This is a genomic window from Arthrobacter sp. 05T410 (assembly GCF_056396505.1).
Genome location: NZ_JBFTLP010000008.1, coordinates 76,565 through 93,393 on the forward strand (window position 1 = coordinate 76,565; position 16,829 = coordinate 93,393).

General features: G+C 67.8%; 17 protein-coding genes. 13 read left to right on the top strand and 4 right to left on the bottom strand.

The window, feature by feature from the left end:
* Positions 1 to 23: 23 nt before the first annotated feature.
* From AC1DFR_RS12760 to AC1DFR_RS12770, 3 genes are read left to right on the top strand one after another with little or no spacing between them, the layout of a single operon-like run.
* A complete protein-coding gene (locus AC1DFR_RS12760; protein ID WP_476873508.1) occupies positions 24 to 1,127 on the top strand; it encodes a Gfo/Idh/MocA family oxidoreductase in 1,104 nt (367 codons plus the stop codon).
* Positions 1,127 to 1,921 carry a TIM barrel protein gene (locus AC1DFR_RS12765; protein WP_476873509.1) on the top strand — a complete coding sequence of 265 codons (795 nt, stop codon included), beginning with the start codon at positions 1,127 to 1,129 and terminating at the stop codon, positions 1,919 to 1,921. The genes AC1DFR_RS12760 and AC1DFR_RS12765 overlap by 1 nt, the downstream gene beginning before the upstream one ends.
* Positions 1,918 to 2,952, top strand: coding sequence for a Gfo/Idh/MocA family oxidoreductase (locus AC1DFR_RS12770; RefSeq protein WP_476860169.1), 1,035 nt, complete (start codon positions 1,918 to 1,920; stop codon positions 2,950 to 2,952). Before AC1DFR_RS12765 ends, AC1DFR_RS12770 begins: the two co-directional genes overlap by 4 nt.
* Before the next feature lie 21 nt (positions 2,953 to 2,973).
* Here AC1DFR_RS12770 and AC1DFR_RS12775 read toward each other — a convergent pair whose 3' ends face one another.
* Complete coding sequence (locus AC1DFR_RS12775) at positions 2,974 to 3,747, bottom strand: gamma-glutamyl-gamma-aminobutyrate hydrolase family protein (protein WP_476873510.1); 774 nt, start codon at positions 3,745 to 3,747, stop codon at positions 2,974 to 2,976.
* Positions 3,748 to 3,786: 39 nt separating this feature from the next.
* Between AC1DFR_RS12775 and AC1DFR_RS12780 the strand changes: the two genes are divergently transcribed.
* The 5 genes from AC1DFR_RS12780 to AC1DFR_RS12800 all read left to right on the top strand — a co-directional run bounded on the left by AC1DFR_RS12780 (position 3,787) and on the right by AC1DFR_RS12800 (position 8,616).
* Positions 3,787 to 4,281: an SRPBCC family protein gene (locus AC1DFR_RS12780; protein WP_223914246.1), complete on the top strand. Its 495-nt coding sequence runs from the start codon at positions 3,787 to 3,789 to the stop codon at positions 4,279 to 4,281.
* Between the two features lie 14 nt (positions 4,282 to 4,295).
* Positions 4,296 to 5,003 (top strand): FadR/GntR family transcriptional regulator, encoded by a 708-nt coding sequence (locus AC1DFR_RS12785; RefSeq protein WP_079550394.1) that lies wholly within the window; start codon positions 4,296 to 4,298, stop codon positions 5,001 to 5,003.
* A 193-nt stretch (positions 5,004 to 5,196) separates the two neighbouring features.
* Positions 5,197 to 6,570, top strand: a complete 1,374-nt coding sequence (locus AC1DFR_RS12790; protein WP_476851305.1) for an MFS transporter — start codon at positions 5,197 to 5,199, stop codon at positions 6,568 to 6,570.
* A gap of 27 nt (positions 6,571 to 6,597) precedes the next feature.
* Positions 6,598 to 7,374 carry an SDR family NAD(P)-dependent oxidoreductase gene (locus AC1DFR_RS12795; RefSeq protein WP_476873511.1) on the top strand — a complete coding sequence of 259 codons (777 nt, stop codon included), beginning with the start codon at positions 6,598 to 6,600 and terminating at the stop codon, positions 7,372 to 7,374.
* 108 nt (positions 7,375 to 7,482) lie between these two features.
* Positions 7,483 to 8,616, top strand: a complete 1,134-nt coding sequence (locus AC1DFR_RS12800) for an LOG family protein (RefSeq protein WP_476859692.1) — start codon at positions 7,483 to 7,485, stop codon at positions 8,614 to 8,616.
* Between the two features lie 4 nt (positions 8,617 to 8,620).
* Here AC1DFR_RS12800 and AC1DFR_RS12805 read toward each other — a convergent pair whose 3' ends face one another.
* Positions 8,621 to 9,580 (bottom strand): matrixin family metalloprotease, encoded by a 960-nt coding sequence (locus AC1DFR_RS12805; protein ID WP_230009159.1) that lies wholly within the window; start codon positions 9,578 to 9,580, stop codon positions 8,621 to 8,623.
* A complete protein-coding gene (locus AC1DFR_RS12810; protein ID WP_476873512.1) occupies positions 9,580 to 10,872 on the bottom strand; it encodes a VIT1/CCC1 transporter family protein in 1,293 nt (430 codons plus the stop codon). The genes AC1DFR_RS12805 and AC1DFR_RS12810 overlap by 1 nt, the downstream gene beginning before the upstream one ends.
* A gap of 234 nt (positions 10,873 to 11,106) precedes the next feature.
* On the opposite strand from AC1DFR_RS12810, the gene AC1DFR_RS12815 reads away from it, so the two are divergent.
* Positions 11,107 to 11,343 carry a hypothetical protein gene (locus AC1DFR_RS12815; RefSeq protein ID WP_079550403.1) on the top strand — a complete coding sequence of 79 codons (237 nt, stop codon included), beginning with the start codon at positions 11,107 to 11,109 and terminating at the stop codon, positions 11,341 to 11,343.
* Positions 11,344 to 11,451: 108 nt separating this feature from the next.
* On the opposite strand, the gene AC1DFR_RS12820 is transcribed toward AC1DFR_RS12815, so the two are convergent.
* Complete coding sequence (locus tag AC1DFR_RS12820) at positions 11,452 to 12,975, bottom strand: sodium:solute symporter family protein (protein ID WP_476873513.1); 1,524 nt, start codon at positions 12,973 to 12,975, stop codon at positions 11,452 to 11,454.
* Positions 12,976 to 13,257: 282 nt separating this feature from the next.
* On the opposite strand from AC1DFR_RS12820, the gene AC1DFR_RS12825 reads away from it, so the two are divergent.
* The 4 genes from AC1DFR_RS12825 (at position 13,258) to AC1DFR_RS12840 (ending at position 16,754) form a co-directional block, all read left to right on the top strand.
* Entirely contained in the window at positions 13,258 to 13,833 is a 576-nt protein-coding gene (locus AC1DFR_RS12825) for a helix-turn-helix domain-containing protein (RefSeq protein ID WP_018775913.1), read from the top strand.
* A gap of 102 nt (positions 13,834 to 13,935) precedes the next feature.
* The gene (locus AC1DFR_RS12830; RefSeq protein WP_476873514.1) at positions 13,936 to 14,712 is read left to right on the top strand and encodes a hypothetical protein; all 777 of its coding nucleotides are present in this window, start codon (positions 13,936 to 13,938) and stop codon (positions 14,710 to 14,712) included.
* A 240-nt stretch (positions 14,713 to 14,952) separates the two neighbouring features.
* Positions 14,953 to 16,416, top strand: coding sequence for an ammonium transporter (locus tag AC1DFR_RS12835; RefSeq protein ID WP_476873515.1), 1,464 nt, complete (start codon positions 14,953 to 14,955; stop codon positions 16,414 to 16,416).
* The gene (locus tag AC1DFR_RS12840) at positions 16,413 to 16,754 is read left to right on the top strand and encodes a P-II family nitrogen regulator (protein ID WP_230007931.1); all 342 of its coding nucleotides are present in this window, start codon (positions 16,413 to 16,415) and stop codon (positions 16,752 to 16,754) included. The genes AC1DFR_RS12835 and AC1DFR_RS12840 overlap by 4 nt, the downstream gene beginning before the upstream one ends.
* Positions 16,755 to 16,829 lie beyond the last annotated feature (75 nt).

Below are 16,829 nucleotides of genomic sequence, written 5' to 3' on the forward strand. Positions count from 1 at the left end.
CCAACTCCTGAAAGGACAAGCCTTTGGCTTACCTCAACCGCAACGCCTCCGACGCCGTACTGCCCGTGCGGATCGGACTGATCGGCTCGGGCTGGATGGGCGCCTTCCACGCCGAGAGCATTGCCCGCCGGGTCCCCGGCGCCGTCCTTGCCGCCATCGCGGATCCGAACCTGGAATCCGCCGGGGCGCTGGCTGGCGCCCTGGGCACCACGAAGGTGACCGCCGACGCTGCCGATCTCCTGGCCGACCCGGCGATTGACGCCGTCGTCATCGCCAGCCCCGCGCGTTTCCATTCCGCCCTGATCGGCCAGGCCGCAGCGGCCGGAAAACACGTCTTCTGCGAGAAGCCCGCCGGTCAGGGGCTCGAGGAGCTCGACGCGGCCCTTGACGCCGTCGACGCCGCCGGGGTGCACTTCCAGATCGGCTTCAATCGCAGGTACGCCGCAGACTTCCAAGCGGCCAAGAAGGACCTCGCCGCCGGAATCGTGGGGCAGCCGCAACTGCTTCGTTCGCTGACCCGGGACCCGGGCACGGGGAGCATCGGCCACGCCGCAAGGATCCCCGCGTGGACCATCTTCCTCGAAACCCTGATCCACGACTTCGACACCCTGAACTGGTTCAACGAAGGCGCCGAACCTGTGGAGGTCTATGCGGTTGCCGACGCGCTTGTGGAGCCGGGACTGCGGGACCAGGGGTTCCTGGACACCGCCGTCGTGACCATCCGCTACAGCAACGGCGCGATCGCCGTCGCCGAGGCGAACTTCAGCGCACTGTACGGTTACGACATCCGCGGCGAGGTTTTCGGCTCCAAGGGCATGGTCCAGGCCGGCCGCGCCACCGAAACCGCCGCCCGCCGGTTCACCGCCGAGGGGATGTCCGCCGACACCCCACGGCTGAACGTCGAGCTCTTCCGGCAGGCCTATACAGACGAGCTGGCGGACTTCGCCGACGCCGTGCGCGCCCGGCGTGACGGTTCCGCTCCGGAGTCGAAGCCCTTCACTCTCACTCCGGGAGCCAGCGACGCCCGGCGCGCACTGGCCGTGGCGCTGGCCTGCATAGAGTCCGTCAAGCGGGGGACCCCGGCAACGGTCAACACAGTGGCCGTCAACGAGAACGTGGTCCTCTGATGCGGCTCGCCGTGTGCGCTGAGATGGTCTTTACGGACTTGCCGTTCACGGAGCGGGTGCGCCGGCTCCACGAGGCCGGCTTCGACGTCGAACTCTGGGACTCGCGGCCCAAGGACATCGGCGCGCTCAAGGCCACCGGGGCGGTGTTCTCCTCCATGACCGGATACAGCTCCGGCAGCCTCGTGGATCCGGACACGGCGGACGAGGTGGTGCGGACCGCCGAGTCCCTGATCCCCACCGCCCTGGAACTTGGCGTCAGCCGGCTGGTGGTTCACCCGGCGGAACTCGTCGACGGCCACGCGGCCCGGCCTGTCTACCGCTCTAGCGGACACATGTGGGCCACCGGCGCCCGGACCCTGGAACGGCTCGGGAAGCTCGGTGAGCAGTACAGGGTGACGTTCTGCCTCGAGAACCTCAACACCATCCGGGACCACCCCGGCATCCCGCTGGCACGGGCCAAGGACACCCTGGCGCTCGTGCAGGCTGCCGGGCACCCGAACGCCAGGCTCATGCTGGATCTCTATCACGCCCAAATGGGGGAGGGGAACCTGGTCGAGCTCGTCCGGACCGCCCTGCCATACCTCGGCGAAATCCAGGTGGCAGACGTTCCCGGCCGTTGCGAACCCGGAACCGGGGAAATCAACTACGCGGCCGTCGCCAGGGCGCTCGCGGACGCAGGCTACGAAGGAACCGTGGGCATGGAAGCGTGGGCCAGTGGCGACAGTTATGCGGCCCTGGAGGCCTTCCGTGCGGCGTTCACCGTGCCCGCACCAAACATGAGAGTAGAAGTATGAAAGACGTAATCCTTGGACTCGCCGGCGTTGGGCGGATCGGGGTCATGCACGCCAACAACATCGCCGCCCTCAACGAGGTCCTGAACCCACAAGGGATCCGTGTCCGCCTCCGCCTCACCGACGTCGCCGAAGAGCACGCCCGGACGGTGGCACGCGGTCTCGGTGCCGAATTCCTGCCCTCGGTCCAGGCGCTGCTGGCCTCGGGGCTGGACGGCCTGGTCATCGCCACCGGAACCGGAACCCACCCCGAGCTCATCAAGGCCGGCGTGGACGCCGGGATCCCGGTGTTTTGCGAAAAGCCCGTGGCCCTGAACGTGGCCGACGCCCTGCCGGTGCTCGACTACATCCGGGACCGGAACGGCGTGGTGCAGATCGGGCATCAGCGCCGGTTCGACGCCGGCTACCTGGAAGCCCGCCGCGCTTACCAGGCCGGCGAGCTGGGCTGGATCCATTCCCTGCGTGCCGTCACCTGCGACATGACGCCGCCCCCGGTCGAGTTCCTGGCCAGCTCCGGCGGGCTCTTCCGTGACTGCTCGGTCCACGATTTCGACATCCTGCGCTGGCTCACAGGCCGCGAAATCGTCGAGGTCTACGCCAAGGGCTCCAACAACGGGGATCCGGCCATCGGTGCGGCCGGCGATGTGGACACGGCCCTCGCGCTGGTGACGTTCGACGACGGCACCGTGGGAACGGTTTCGGCGACCCGCTACAACGGGGCGGGCCATGATGTCCGGCTGGAAATCCAGGGCTCCCGCGGCTCGCTGATGGTGGGCCTGGACGACAAGACGGCACTGGCCTCCGCCGAAGCGGGGATCGCTTTCCCCGCGGGGAAGCCACATCTGACGTTTGCCGAGCGGTTCGAGACGGCGTACCGCTCCGAAATGGAGGCGTTCGTCGAACTGATCCTTGGCCGCCGGGAGAATCCATGCACTCCGGAAGACGCCGTCGCGGCCTCCCGGGTTGCCGATGCCGCCCAGGAATCGCTGGCCACCGGTGCCCCGGTCAAGGTGACGGTGAGCGTCGGCAGCTGATTACGGACCGGGGCGTCCGGCTCAGGGCCGGGTGCGGCACGCCTCGACGAAGGCCCGGAACGGCGCGAGCCGCTCCCCGGCCGGGAGCTCCAGGGCCTCGGGGTGCCACTGGACCGAGGCCACCCAGCGCTCCGGATCCTCCAGCGCCTCGACGGTCCCGTCCTCCGCCACGGCCGTCACCTGCAACCCTTCGGCCACCCGGGCCACGGCCTGATGGTGGCCGGAGGCGATCTTCACGTTCACGGCACCGGAACCGCCGCCGTAGAGCGCGGCCACCCTGGAGCCGGCCCGCACCGCCACCTCATGCCAGGCCCACGGGCCGGCCCCGTGCACCGGCGCGGGCTCGCGGTGCGCCACCGTCCCCGGCGCCATGTCCTGGATGAGCGTCCCGCCGTAAAGCACATTGAGCAGCTGATGCCCGCGGCAGATGCCGAACACAGGCAGCCCGGCGTCGATCGCAAGACGCGCCACGGCGAGATCCAGCGCGTCCTGGGCAGGGCTGACGTCGTAGCAGACGTCACCGCGCAGCTCGCCGTAGAGGGCGGGGTCGAGGTCGCCGCCGCCGGGAAGGACGACGCCGTCAAGGCAGGCCATCGCCGCGGCGAGGCCGCCGTCGTCGGGCCCCAAAGCGTTGAGCAGCACCGGTTCGCCGCCGCCCTCGCGCAGCAGCCCCACGATGTACTCGAACAATGCGTTGGCTTCCGCCACGCGCCGGTCGGGATCGGAGGAACTGCTGAGGCGGACGGGAACGCCGATGCGCGGCCGGCCGCGAAGGGGGTTGCGGGAAGTCTGCATGCCTCATTCTGCAACACGATCGCGGACTAGGATTACTAGATGAATCCCCGCTATCTCGTGTCCCGCAGCCGGTACATCGCCGCCGCCCCCGAAGCCATCTTCGAGGTGCTCGCCACGCCTGCCCTGCACAGCGTGATCGACGGCTCGGACACGGTCAAGGGCGCCCAGCCGCGCGGGCCAGGACGGCTGTACCTCGGCGCCAGGTTCGGCATGCAAATGCGCATGCGGGTGAACTACAAGATCCTGAACAGGGTCTGCGAGTTCGAGGAAGGCCACCGGATCGCGTGGCGGCACTTCTACGGCCACGTGTGGCGCTACCTGCTGGATCCGGCCACGGGCCCGGACGGTACCCCCGGCACGCTGGTGACCGAGCAATGGGACGCGCGGCGGGTCCGTGGAAAGAGCTTTCTCCGGCTGGCCGGCTACCTGCGCCGCCATCCGGTCAATTTGGAACAGACGCTTGCCAAGCTCGACGCCTACATGGCTGCGCACCCGGACATGGGTAATGTGGATGGCAGCACGAAACGAGACTGAAGGTGGGAACTGGGATGGGCCGCAGGACACTGGTCGACGATCTCGTCGACGGCCTGCTGACCGAAATCCTTGACGGAAAGCTCCTGCCCCACAACCCGATTCCGCCCGAGGCCGACATCGCCAAGGCCTACGGCGTTAGCCGGCTCACCGTGCGTGAGGCCCTCAAAGCCCTCCGGGCGCAAAACATCCTCTATGTGAAGGCCGGCCGGGGAACCTTCGTCAATCCCACGGACAACTGGACCGGTCTGGACGCGATCTTCAAGGCAGCCTCCCATGGCAATGCGGCCGACCAGGTCTCGGTGGGGCTGATTGAGATGCGCCGCATGGTGGAGACCGGGGCCGCGGCGCTCGCCGCCAAACGCTATACCCCGGAGCAGGCCGAGCGCATGCGCGAGTGCATCGCGGACATGAAGCGCTTCCACGACTCCGGCGACCTGGACCGCTTCGTGGAGGCGGACATTGGTTTCCACGACGCCGTCCTGAAGGCGTCCGGCAACCCCTTTGTCCGGGCCCTGTTCGCCCAGCTGGGCCAGCTGCTGTACGTGACCCGGCGCGAAACGTCGGCCGTCGAGGTGATCCAGCAGCACGCCATCGATTACCACCAGCGGGTCCTGGACAGCATTTTGAGCGGCGACGCCGAGCGCTCGCGGCAGGCGATGGATGAGCACATGGACCAGACCAATGCGGACTACGAGCGCTACGTCCGGGGCGCCAAGTCCTGACGTCCGCCTCCGGACTCTTGACGTAATCCGAATCACATTCTAAGATTTTGGCTAGTTCCTGAATCAGATGTCTGACATCTGACTCAACAAGTATCCTGCAGCACGCACTTCCAGGCGGGCAGGATGACCACCCCAATCCACCGCTTTCCTCACCCGGCACAGCAGCAGGGCAGGAAAACACTTAAGAAGGTCGATGATGACTTCATTAACCCCCAAGTCCTTCGGACTCGGCGAACTGGGCGACCGCACGCTCCGCAAGGTCCGCCGCCGCGTCATGCCCCTGATTGTCCTGCTCTACTTCGTTGCCTACCTGGACCGCAACAACGTCGGATTCGCCAAACTCACCATGAGCGAGGACATCGGCCTGAACTCCGCTGCCTACGGTCTGGGCGCCGGCATCTTCTTCCTTGGCTACGCCCTCCTGGAGGTTCCCAGCAACGCCGGCATGTACCGGTTCGGAGCCCGGAAATGGCTGGCCCGCATCCTGATCACGTGGGGCATCTTCGCCACCGCCATGTGCCTGGTGAACGGTGAAACCACGTATTACATCGTCCGGTTCCTGCTCGGTGCCGCCGAGGCCGGGTTCTTCCCGGCGATCCTGTTCTACCTGACGCTGTGGTTCCCTGCCGCGCAGCGCGTCACCGTGCTGGGCATCTTCATCCTTGCCCAGCCCGTATCCAACGCGCTCGGCGCCCCGGTGTCCGGGCTCCTGCTGCAGATGGACGGCGTCATGGGCCTCCAGGGCTGGCAGTGGCTCTACATCATCGAAGGCATCCCGGCGATCGCCCTCGGCCTGCTGACACCCATCCTCATGACGGACCGTCCGCGGGACGCCAAATGGCTCGAAGCCGACGAGCGCAACTGGCTCACCGCCACCATGGACGCCGAACTGGCCGCCAAGTCCCAGTCGGGCAAGCACAACTTCATGGCAGGGCTCAAGGACAAGCGCACCCTGGTCTACTCCGCCCTGTACTTCGGCCTGGTGTGCGGGATTTACGGCCTGGGCCTGTGGATGCCCACCATCGTCGCGGCCCTGGGCAAGTTCTCCACGGCAGAGGTCGGCTTCATCGTCTTCATCCCCTATGCCGTGGCCGCAGTATTCGTCTACTTCTGGAGCAAGCGCGCGGACCGGACCGGCAAGCGTGCCTGGCACGCCTCGGTCAGCATGGTGCTTGCGGGCGTCGGGCTCGTGGCCGCCGGCTACCTGCTGCCGGTGAACCCATTCCTCGCGATGGTCGGTCTGACGCTCTCCGCCATGGGGATCTACGGGGCGATCGCCCCCTTCCTCTCGATGCCCTCCGCGGCACTGACCGGTGCGGCTGCCGCTTCCGGGCTGGCCCTGGTGAACTCCCTCGGAAACCTCGGCGGCTTCATCTCCCCGTACGCGGTCGGCCTCCTCAAGGACGCCACCGGAAGCAACCAGAGCGGGCTCCTGTTCCTGTCCCTGTGCCTGTGCATCACGGCCGTGGCCACCTACCTGTACGCCCGCCGGCGCCCCGAAGGCGACGCCAGCCTTGACCCCGCGGTCGCAGCGGCTGCCGCCGTCGACCCGGCCAAAGTATCCTGATCCGAAACCCCCGAAGGAATCTTCGTCATGACATCAAATACCCCGTTCCCCACTGAACGCACCGTGGTCCTGACCGGAGCCGCGTCAGCCCGCGGCATCGGCCGTGCCGCCGCCGACCGCCTGGCCAGCGAGGGCTGGTCCATCGCAATCCTGGACATCAATGCCGAGGACGCCAGCGCCGCTGCCGCCGAAATCGGTTCCAACCGTGCGGTCAAGGCCATCGGCGTCGGTGCGGACGTCTCCGACGCCGCGTCGGTTGACCGGGCCATCACCGAGATCGAGGGCTCGCTGCCCCCGATCGTCGCGCTGGCCAACCTGGCCGGCATCAGTTCCCCGACGCCGTTCATGGACACCACGGTCGAGGAATGGGACAAGGTCTTCGCCATCAACATGCGCGGATCCTTCATCGTTTCCCAGCGCGTGCTCAAAGGCATGATCGAGCGCAAGCTCGGCCGGATCGTGAGCATCTCCTCGATTTCGGCACAGCGGGGCGGCGGCACCTACTCAAAGGTCGCCTACAGCGCCTCCAAGGCCGGGATCATCGGATTCACCCGCGCACTGGCCCGCGAGGTGGGCGAGTTCGGGGTCACGGTCAACGCCATCGCCCCCGGCCCCATCGACACCGACATCATGGGCGGCACCCTGAGCGAGGAACGCAAGGCGCAGATGTCGGAGGGCATCATGATGGGTCGGGTCGGCAGCCGCGAGGAAGTGGCGGCCCTGATCGCCTTCCTGCTCGGCCCGGACGCCGGTTACATCACCGCGGCCACCTATGACATCAACGGCGGCCTCCAGGTCTCCTAATCCGCACGCACCCCCGTTGCGCTATCACTTTTGGGCCTTAAGATCCCGGAATGGCCACCAAGAGTGATAGCGCAACGGGGGAGCTTGGCCACGGTCTAGGCTGGCTCCATGAACGCCGCCCGCAGCCTTCACCCCAGCCCCCGCACGTTGGAGGTCGAGAGCCTTGCCGGTTTCGACCGGCTGGTCGCGGCGGGGGCGCGCAGCATGCACGGCTGGCATGTCCAGTCGCTGGACCTGCGGGGCCGCCGGGCCCAGCTGGAGGCGCTTGAGGCCCAGGGCGCGGTCTTCCTGGGCTGCAGGTTCGACGACGGTGTGGAGGACTTGCTGCGCGGCCGGGGCGCCCTCATCTTTCCCCGGCTCACGGCCGTGCCGTTCAACCCCTACCGCGGGCAGCTGTACACGCCGCAGGAACTCTATTCCGGGATCGCCACCTCACCCTACGAGGACACGCTCGACGCTCGGGTGTACCAGTGGAGCATCCGGCCGGGCCAGCGACGCCGGCTGGATGCGACACTGGCCGCCGCCCTGCATGACCACTCGATCGGCGTGGCCCTCGACGAACTGGCCGGCACCTATCTCCGCGCTGGCCGCACGATGGTGGGGGTCATGGGCGGACACGTTGCCCGCCGCGGCACCGCCGTCTTTGAAGGAGCCGCGCTGCTGGGCCGGCTGCTGGCCCGCAGCGGCCGGGTGGTAGCCACGGGCGGCGGCCCCGGGGCCATGGAGGCCGCGAATTTTGGCGCCTTCCTCAGCGAGGCCCCCGAACCGGACTTCCGGCGGGCCCTGGCCGACCTCTCGGCGGTGCCGTCCTTCCGCCCCTCGGTGGCCGCCTGGGCGCGGACGGCCGCGGCGGTCGCCCAACGCCACCCGGAGGGTGTGCCGTCGCTGGGGATTCCCACATGGTTTTACGGCCATGAACCACCGAACTTCTTCGCCACGCATGTGGCCAAATACTTCGCGAATGCCATCCGGGAAGCCATCCTGCTTGAACTGTGCAACGGCGGCATTGTCTTTTTGCCGGGTTCGGGCGGCACGGTCCAGGAGATCTTCCAGGACGCCTGCGAGAACTACTACGCCGCTCCGGAAACCGTCACTCCCATGGTCCTGGTGGGGCACGAACACTGGCTGCGGCGATTCCCGGCCTGGCCCCTCTTACAGAGCCTGGCGTCAGGGCGCCGGATGGAGGGAAGGATCTTCCTGGTCGATACGGTCGAAGAAGCCCTTGAGGCGCTGGAGCGCTAGGGGGTCAGAGATCCTTGCGGCACTGGGCGTGGCCGAGCTCGTAGAGTCCGTTCAGGTCGCCGGCGGCAAGCCCGTCCGGGGCTCCGATCTCGGGGTACATCAGCTGGGCCGGGTCATCGACATGCTCCAGGCCCATCACATGGCCGAGCTCGTGCAGGATCACGGCCGTGGCATAGGCCGCTCCCTCGGAGCGGTCCAGGTCTTCCGCGATTTGCGGGGCATCCAGCTCCAGGCTGCCGGTGACGAAGCTCTTGGGGCCGTCGCCGAAACTGAAGTGTGTGCTTCCGCCTGTGCCGATCACCGGGCCTTTGAGCTGCGGCGCCTGCTCCGGGGTGGTCCAGGCGATCAGCAGCGGCGCCCACCGGTCCCCGTAGAGATTCTTTTGGTAGGGCGCACGTGTGGACGAGGGGGCCTCGGACGTGGGGCCGTCATTGATGAAGGTGATTCCGGTGGCCTCCGAGATCGTCCTGATCGAGTCGTCCACGAGCCGCTCGGCACCCGGCGGGGCCAGGGTGGCATTGATGACGTAGTGCAGCGGGCGGCACGGCGAGTAACCCACCGGAGTGCCGTCGTCATTCGTTGCGAGGAACTTGTACGAGGTGCTGGCGGCCTCCGGTTTCCGGGCCGCGCCGAGGGGGTGGTCCTGCTCCTCGAGCCCGGGCGGGGGAGTGTCCGTCCGGTCTTCGCCGGCCGGCACGGCAGGCTGGCCGGATTTCTGGCCAGCCTGGGGCTGTGCCTGCAGGTCACTGCCTGCTTTGTTTTCTGCACTGTGCCCTGCGTTGTTCCCCGTTCCTCGGGAGACCTCGAAGAGGCCCGTGAACCTCGGATCGCCGTAGACGAGTCCGGCGGTGAGGAAGGCGCCGGCGGCGATCACCGCGGCGGCGGCGAGGTTCCTGATGATCCGCAGAGCGGTGGCTGGCCGGCTGTGCCGAGGTCCGCGGTCCCGAAATTCAGGGCCGTCCACTAGCCAACCACGGCGCCGAAGGCCATGCCCAGCAGGTACGTCACGCCCGCGGCACCCATGCCGATGGCCAGCTGGCGCAGGCCGCGGGTGGCGGGCGAGGTACCGGAGAGCAGGCCCACGACGCCGCCGGTAAGCAGCAGCGCCAAGCCGACGAGGGACGCGGAAACCACCAGTGCGGCGAGTCCTGTCATGCCCAGCAGGAAGGGAATGATGGGCACGATCGCGCCGGAGGCGAAGAAGCAGAAGCTCGACGCCGCCGCGCCCCAGGCGGTGCCGACCGCCTCGTGCTGGTCCTCGCTTTCGGGCAGTTCCGGACGCAGGGACAGGCTGGGATCGCAGTCGCAGTCCAGCAGGCCCATCCGCTCCGCGACGCGGTGCTCGGCGGCCTCCCGGGACATGCCGCGGGCCAGGTAGACGAGCAGGAGTTCGTTGTGCTCGATATCGAGCAGCGGCGCCGCCGCCAACGTGATCTGGGTGGGTCGGGTCGCGGCGAGGAGCTCCCGCTGCGACCGCACGGAAATGAACTCGCCGGCCCCCATGGACAGTGCGCCGGCCAACAGCCCGGCGACGCCGCTGAGGAGTACCACCTGGCTGCCCACGCCCGAGGCCGCCATGCCCATGACGAGGGACAGGTTGCTGACCAGCCCGTCGTTGGCGCCGAAGACGGCGGCGCGGAACGTTCCGGCCAGCCGGTTGCGGCCCCGGGTGGCCAGCCCGCGGACCACTTCTTCGTGGATCTGCTCGTCGGCGACCATGGCCGGGGTGGCGAACGATTCGGTGGCGTACGGGGAGCGGCTCTCCGCCCGCTGGGCCAGGGCCAGGACGAAGACCGAGCCGAAGTGCCTGGCCAGGAATCCCAGGAACCGGCTCCGGAGGGAGGCATGCCGGTCCTTGCCGGCGTGATCGCCCAGCAACTGGAGCCAGTGCGCTTCATGGCGTCCCTCGGCCTCGGCCAGCGCCAGCAGGATGGCGCGTTCCTCCCCGGCGCGGTTCTGCGCCAGGTCCCGGTAGACGGCCGCCTCGGCACGTTCATCGGCGAGATACTGTCGCCAGCGCTTGATGTCCGCTGCGCTGGGCGCTGCGCTCGCGTCTGTTGCGGGCGAGGGGCTCGGTGCGCTGACGGGAGCGGCAGTGGAGGGAGCCGCCCCGGGGCCAGCAGAGGCGTGCGGCGAGGCGGGGCGCGGGTCCGTATCGCGGACCGAAGAGGGCTGTGTCGGGTGGTGCTGCGAAGAATCGTTGCGGTCCGATTCGGTGTGCTGAGACACGAAAAACTCCTGGGTTTGGTCGGGCATGGTCCGGCCCCATTGCGACTCCAGACTACCCCGTATTTCCGCGCTTTTCCGGCTGGCAATCCTCAGTGGAAAGTTTAGGGAGGCCGTAACTGCCCTGCTCCGGCGGGCCCGCCCGCAGCCGCTTTCCGGCAGCAATTGTGAGCCCTTGACCGCCCGGGTCCGCGGTGTTCGAATGAAACCCAGGGCGGGCTCCCCGGGGCCTTGCCGCCACCGAAGCCGCATGGAGGTTGCATCATGGATAGCACCGCATCACATCCCATCCAGCCGGCCCGGGAGTCACTCGAGTCCGATCCCGCCTACGACTACGCCGAGGACGCGCCCGTCAGTGATGCCGCGGAGACCGAGGACGAGGAGCTTCTCGAAGAGGCCGACCGGCTCGTTCCCCTGGACGCGGAAGACTTCCTGGGCGACGAGAAGCCGGTGGTGCCCGTGGAAGGTGAAGAATTCCTTGCGCCGGAGGAAAATGAGTGATCCTCGCGCGGCCCGTTAAGTTGCCTAAAGGCCGACGGCGGCGCCCCCGAAAGGGGAGCGCCGCCGTCGACCTTTAACTTGCGGTCAAGACCCAGCCGGGCCTGGGCCCTAGTGCGTGAGGGCCGGGGCCTTTTCTTCCTCGGCCGCGCTGCCGGCGACACGCCGGCGCCAGTTCTGCATGACCGCGGGATCCGTCGGCTTGGTCAGCAGCGACACCGCGATGTAGACGACCGCGGAAGCCGCCAGGCCGTAGTAGATCGGCTCGTTGGCGTAGATGCCGTCCAGCGGAACCTCGGCGTTGATTTCCAGGATGATCATGGTGCCGAGCGTGATGACCGAGCCCACCGCCATGGACGCCGCGGCGGCGACGCCGGTGCCGCGCTTCCAGACCAGGCCGCCAAGGATGGCCACGAGCAGGCCGCCAACCAGGATGTCGTACGCAATGGTCAGGGCCGCGACAACGTCCTTGGTGACGATGGCGATCACGATTGCCACGATGCCCAGGCCCAGGACCCACATGCGGTTGGCCTTGACGTCGTGTTCCGGGTTGTCTGTGTCATCGGTGTTGACCGTCTTGCCGAACCAGCCGGCAACGAACGGCAGCACATCGGCGCGGGCCACGGTGGCGGCCGCGATCAGGGCGCCGGAGGCGGTGGACATCATGGCGGCGACGGCGGCGGCCAGCACGAGGCCGCCGATGCCGATGGGCAGCAGGTGGGTGGCGACCTCTGCGTAGACGACGTCCTTGCCCAGGGCCTTGACGTCGATCTGCGGCAGGGCCACCCGGGCGCCGAGGCCGATCAGGGCGCCGGCTGCGCCGTAGAGGATGCAGTAGATGCCGGCCGTGGCGCCGCCCCAGCGGGCAACTTCAGGCGTCTTGGCGGTGAACACGCGCTGCCAGATGTCCTGGCCGATCAGCAGGCCGAGGGTGTAGACCACAAAGTACGTGATGATCGTCTGGGCGCCGATGCCGTCGATCTGGAAGAAGGTGGCGTCCACCCGGCTGCGGATCCCGTCGAGGCCGCCGGCGGCGTTGAGCGTGAACGGCAGCATCAGGAAGAAAATGCCGACCGTCTTGATGACGAACTGGACCTGGTCGGCCAGCGTGATGGACCACATGCCGCCGATGGTCGAGTACACCAGCACGATTGCCCCGCCGACGGCGATCGCGAGGGCGCGGTCCCAGCCGAAGAGCACCACGAAGATGGTGGCGTAGGCGCCCGTGGAGGTGGCGCAGAGCATCAGCGTGTAGGCAAGCATGACGATGCCCGAGGTCTGCGTGGCGTTGCTGCCGTAGCGCAGGGTCAGCATCTGGGAGACGGTATAGATCTTCAGCTTCTGGATGGTGCTGGCGAAGAGCAGGCTCAGCAGCAGGACGCCGGCGCCGATTGCGACGACGAGCCACATGCCGGAGATGCCGAACTTGTAGCCCAGGCCCACGCCGCCGACGGTCGAGGCGCCGCCCAGGACCACGGCGGCCATGGTGCCGGTGTAGAGGAACGGACCGAGGCGGCGGCCGGCCACGAGGAAGTCGCTATTGTTCTTGGTGCGGGACTTGCCCCACCATCCGAACGCCAGCATGGCGGCCAGGTACACCACCACGATTGCGATGTTGACGAAAGTTGCGTCCATATAAAGGCTCCTTGGAGCTGGTTGACAGCGGATGCGGGCCTGCCGGGCCTCAACAGGGTGGTCGGCAAGGCTGCCGCTGCATGACGTGGGTAGAGGAGGATTTCCGTCGGAACCTCCGGTTTTGCCTTATAGGCAACACATGTTGCCCAGAAGAGTATGCTGTGACTCCGGTAACAGTCAAGACGCCGGGCGTGGTGCCGCCGCCTCCGCGTCACGAAGGCCCGCTCCCGCTAGGATTGCTCCAATGATGGGGCCAAGCGGCCGGCCGTGAAAGGTTCCTAAATGAAGGCACTACCAGTTGAACCGAGCAATGTTCCCGTTGCCATCGGTTCGCGGATCCGCGCCGCCAGGCAGTCCCAGCGGCTCACCATTGAACAGGTCGCAGACGCCACCGGGCTCACCAAGGGATTCCTGAGCCGGGTCGAGCGGGACCTGACCTCGCCCTCGGTTGCCTCCCTGGTAACGCTGTGCCAGGTTTTGTCGATCTCTATCGGCGACCTCTTCGCCGCCCCCGAAACGCACCTCACGAAGCAGAATGAGGGCCCTCGAATCTCCCTCGGCGGCGAGGGGATCGTCGAGCGGCTGCTGACCGCGCGCTCCGAGCGCCGCGTCCAGATCATCCAGGCCGTGATCGAGCCGCGCGGGCGCGGCGAGTCCGAACTCTATGCCGTGGACTGCGACGTCGACGTCCTGCATGTGGTCAAGGGCAGCATCCGCCTGATCCTCACGAATGAGGAATTCGAGCTCAGCACCGGAGACACCGTAACGTTCCCCGGCCGGGAACCCCACACCTGGGTCAATCCCACGGACGACGCCGTCGAGGTGCTGTGGGTGCTCGTACCCGCCGCCAGCCGCTGAGGGCATGAAAGCATCCGTAACCACCGCAAAAGTATCCGCACGGCGCACGCCGGAGATACACAGGACGAGCGGAAGCCGCTCGCGTCATCAACTGGGGGATCCATGAACCGCAACAACGTCTTTCTGTCCCTGGCCGTGGCCGCCGCGCTCGCGGCCGCCCTTGGCCTGAGCTCGTGCGCCGCCGCGGGCCAGCGGGCCGGCGAAACGGCAAGCGGTCCCGCCAGTGAAACCGCGGCCCCGGCGCAGCAGGAATCCGGTGCGGCTGCCCCGACCGCCTCCTCCGCCGCTTCGGCCCTGCCCTCGGCTGCCCCGAGCGCCTCCGCTACCCCCGTCCCGGCCGCGCCCACAGCCACGGCCAGCGCGGTGGCCGGCGTGAAAACCTTCACCTTCCCGGACGGGCACCTCTCCTTCTCCTATCCGAGCGGCTGGTCCGTCCGGTTGGTGGGCTCGCCCGGGAACGCGGCCAAGCTGCGGGACGTGCAGGCGGTCATCGCCGACGCCACCGGCAACGAACTGGCTTCCGTCACCAGCAGCACCAGCGCCAGCAACGCTTCCGGCCCTGTGGCCCGCACCGTGCTGGACACCGCCCCGGTGCCGGGGCTGAAAGATGTGGACGGCGAGCAGCTGGCCTTCGGCTTCGCGTTCGATTCCCTCGCCGACCAGTCCGATTTCCACATGAGCGTCCGCAAGCAACGCGACTTCGCGCCCGCGGTCTCTGACTCCGGCTCCGCCTACGTCAGCTTCGCCAACGGCGGGGCGGAGGCCAAGGTGCTCTTCGGCAGCCCGGCGTTTGCCTCCGTCGACGCCGCCAAGGCCTGGATGACCACGGAGCAGTACAGCCAGCTCAAGCGCCTGCTGCTCACCCTCAAGTACAGCTGACGTCCCTTTCCTTGGTGAGATCGGCCCTGGTGAGATGTGCGTCACATCCTGGCAATCTGCCGGAAACGGCAATTTAATGCCCGGAGCCGGCACGTAACGTGCCCGCAAGAATGGGAAAGCCTTCCCGAAACACGCCGTGAGTAGCGTCAACGGCGGGGGGACGCTCGTCAGTCCCAAACGTCACATGGTCTCGCCGCATCGGCGCCCTCGGAGCGCCGGCACTCGAGGAAGGCTCCCGCTATGAAGTTCTCTGTGCTTGCAGTAGGAATGGCAACAGATCCGCAGGTCCTTGACCCCGGATCGACCGCGTGGATGCTCACGGCGTCCGCTCTGGTCCTCCTGATGACCCCCGGGCTTGCGTTCTTCTACGGCGGGCTCGTCAGAATGAAGTCCGTCCTCAACATCATGATGATGAGCTTCGGCGCCATGGGCGTGGTGGCCGTCGTCTGGGCCCTGTGGGGCTATGGCCTGGCCTTCGGCCCGGATGCGCTGGGCGGCTTCGTCGGGGATCCCTTCACCAACTTCGGCCTGAGCGGGCTGACCACCAGCATCGGCTCCAAGGCGGCAGGCCTGCCGGACATGATCTTCGTCGGCTTCCAGGCCACGTTCGCCATCATCACCGTCGCACTGATCAGCGGCGCGGTGGCCGAGCGCGTCAGGTTCGGCCCCTGGCTCCTCTTTGCCGCCCTTTGGGTCACGCTCGTTTACGCGCCGATCGCGCACTGGGTCTGGGGCGGCGGCATTTTCGGACCTACCGGCATCATCGGCAGCAAGATCTCGGCCCTCGACTTCGCCGGCGGCACGGTGGTCCACATGAACGCCGGCATTGCCGGACTGATGCTTGCCGTGGTTCTGGGCAAACGGCTCGGCTTCATGAAAGACCCCAACATCCGCCCGCACAACCTGCCGTTCGTGATGCTCGGCGCAGGGCTGCTCTGGTTCGGCTGGTTCGGCTTCAACGCCGGCTCGGAACTCGCCGCCGACGCCACGGCCGCCCTGGCCTGGACCAACACGCTGCTCGCCACCAGCGCCGCCCTGCTGGGCTGGCTGCTCGTCGAGCGGCTGCGCGACGGGCATGCCACCTCGCTCGGCGCCGCCTCGGGAGCCGTCGCGGGACTCGTGGCAGTCACCCCGGCCTGCGGATTCATCGACCCCATCGGCGCCATCCTGATCGGCGCGATCGCCGGGGCCGTCTGCGCGCTCGCCGTCGGGCTGAAGTTCAAGATCGGACTCGACGACTCCCTGGACGTCGTGGCCGTGCACTTCGTGGGCGGCCTGTGGGGGACCCTGGCCCTCGGATTTTTCGCGCTTCCGTCCACCAAGACGGCCGGCGGCCTGTTCTACGGCGGCGGCCTGGCGCAGTTCTGGCCACAGATTCTCACCGCCTTGATCGTCACGGCATGGAGCGCCGCCATGACCACACTGATTGGCTTCGCGATCCACAAGAGCATAGGCATGCGCGTTTCCGAAGCCGACGAGCTCTCCGGCATTGACGTGACGGAGCACGCCGAAACGGCGTATGAGCTCCTCATGGTCGGCGGCAGCTTCCACCCCGGTGACCCGCATGCCCGGACTGATGCGGCCGAGGCCCACGCGACGGCCCACGCCGGGACCCCGGCCGAAGCCCCAGCCGGGACCAAAGCCGAGGCCGAGACCAACGCCGAGGCCGAGGGTGAGGCCGTCCGCGGCAGGGTGTCGTCATGAAGCTCGTCACGGCGATTGTGCGGCCGGAGCGGGTCGCGGCCGTTAGCGCGGCCCTGGAGCGGGCCGGGGTCAACGGCCTGACCGTGAGCCAGGCCAGCGGCTACGGCCGGCAGCGGGGCCATACCGAGGTGTACCGGGGCGCTGAATACAGCTCGGACCTGCTGCCCAAGGTGCGGCTCGAAGTCCTGGTCGACGAGGGCGCCCTCGGCGCCGTCATGGCTGCCATTGAAGAGGGAGGGCGCACGGGCCGCTTCGGCGATGGCAAGATCTGGATTATCGAGGTGCGCGACGCCGTCCGCGTCCGCACGGGGGAGCGGGGCGCGTCGGCCATCGCCTGAGGTTGGTAAACAACTGATGCGCAATACGAAACTTCGAGTGTATGATGGCTGTCACAACCGTCGGTCAATCCTCGA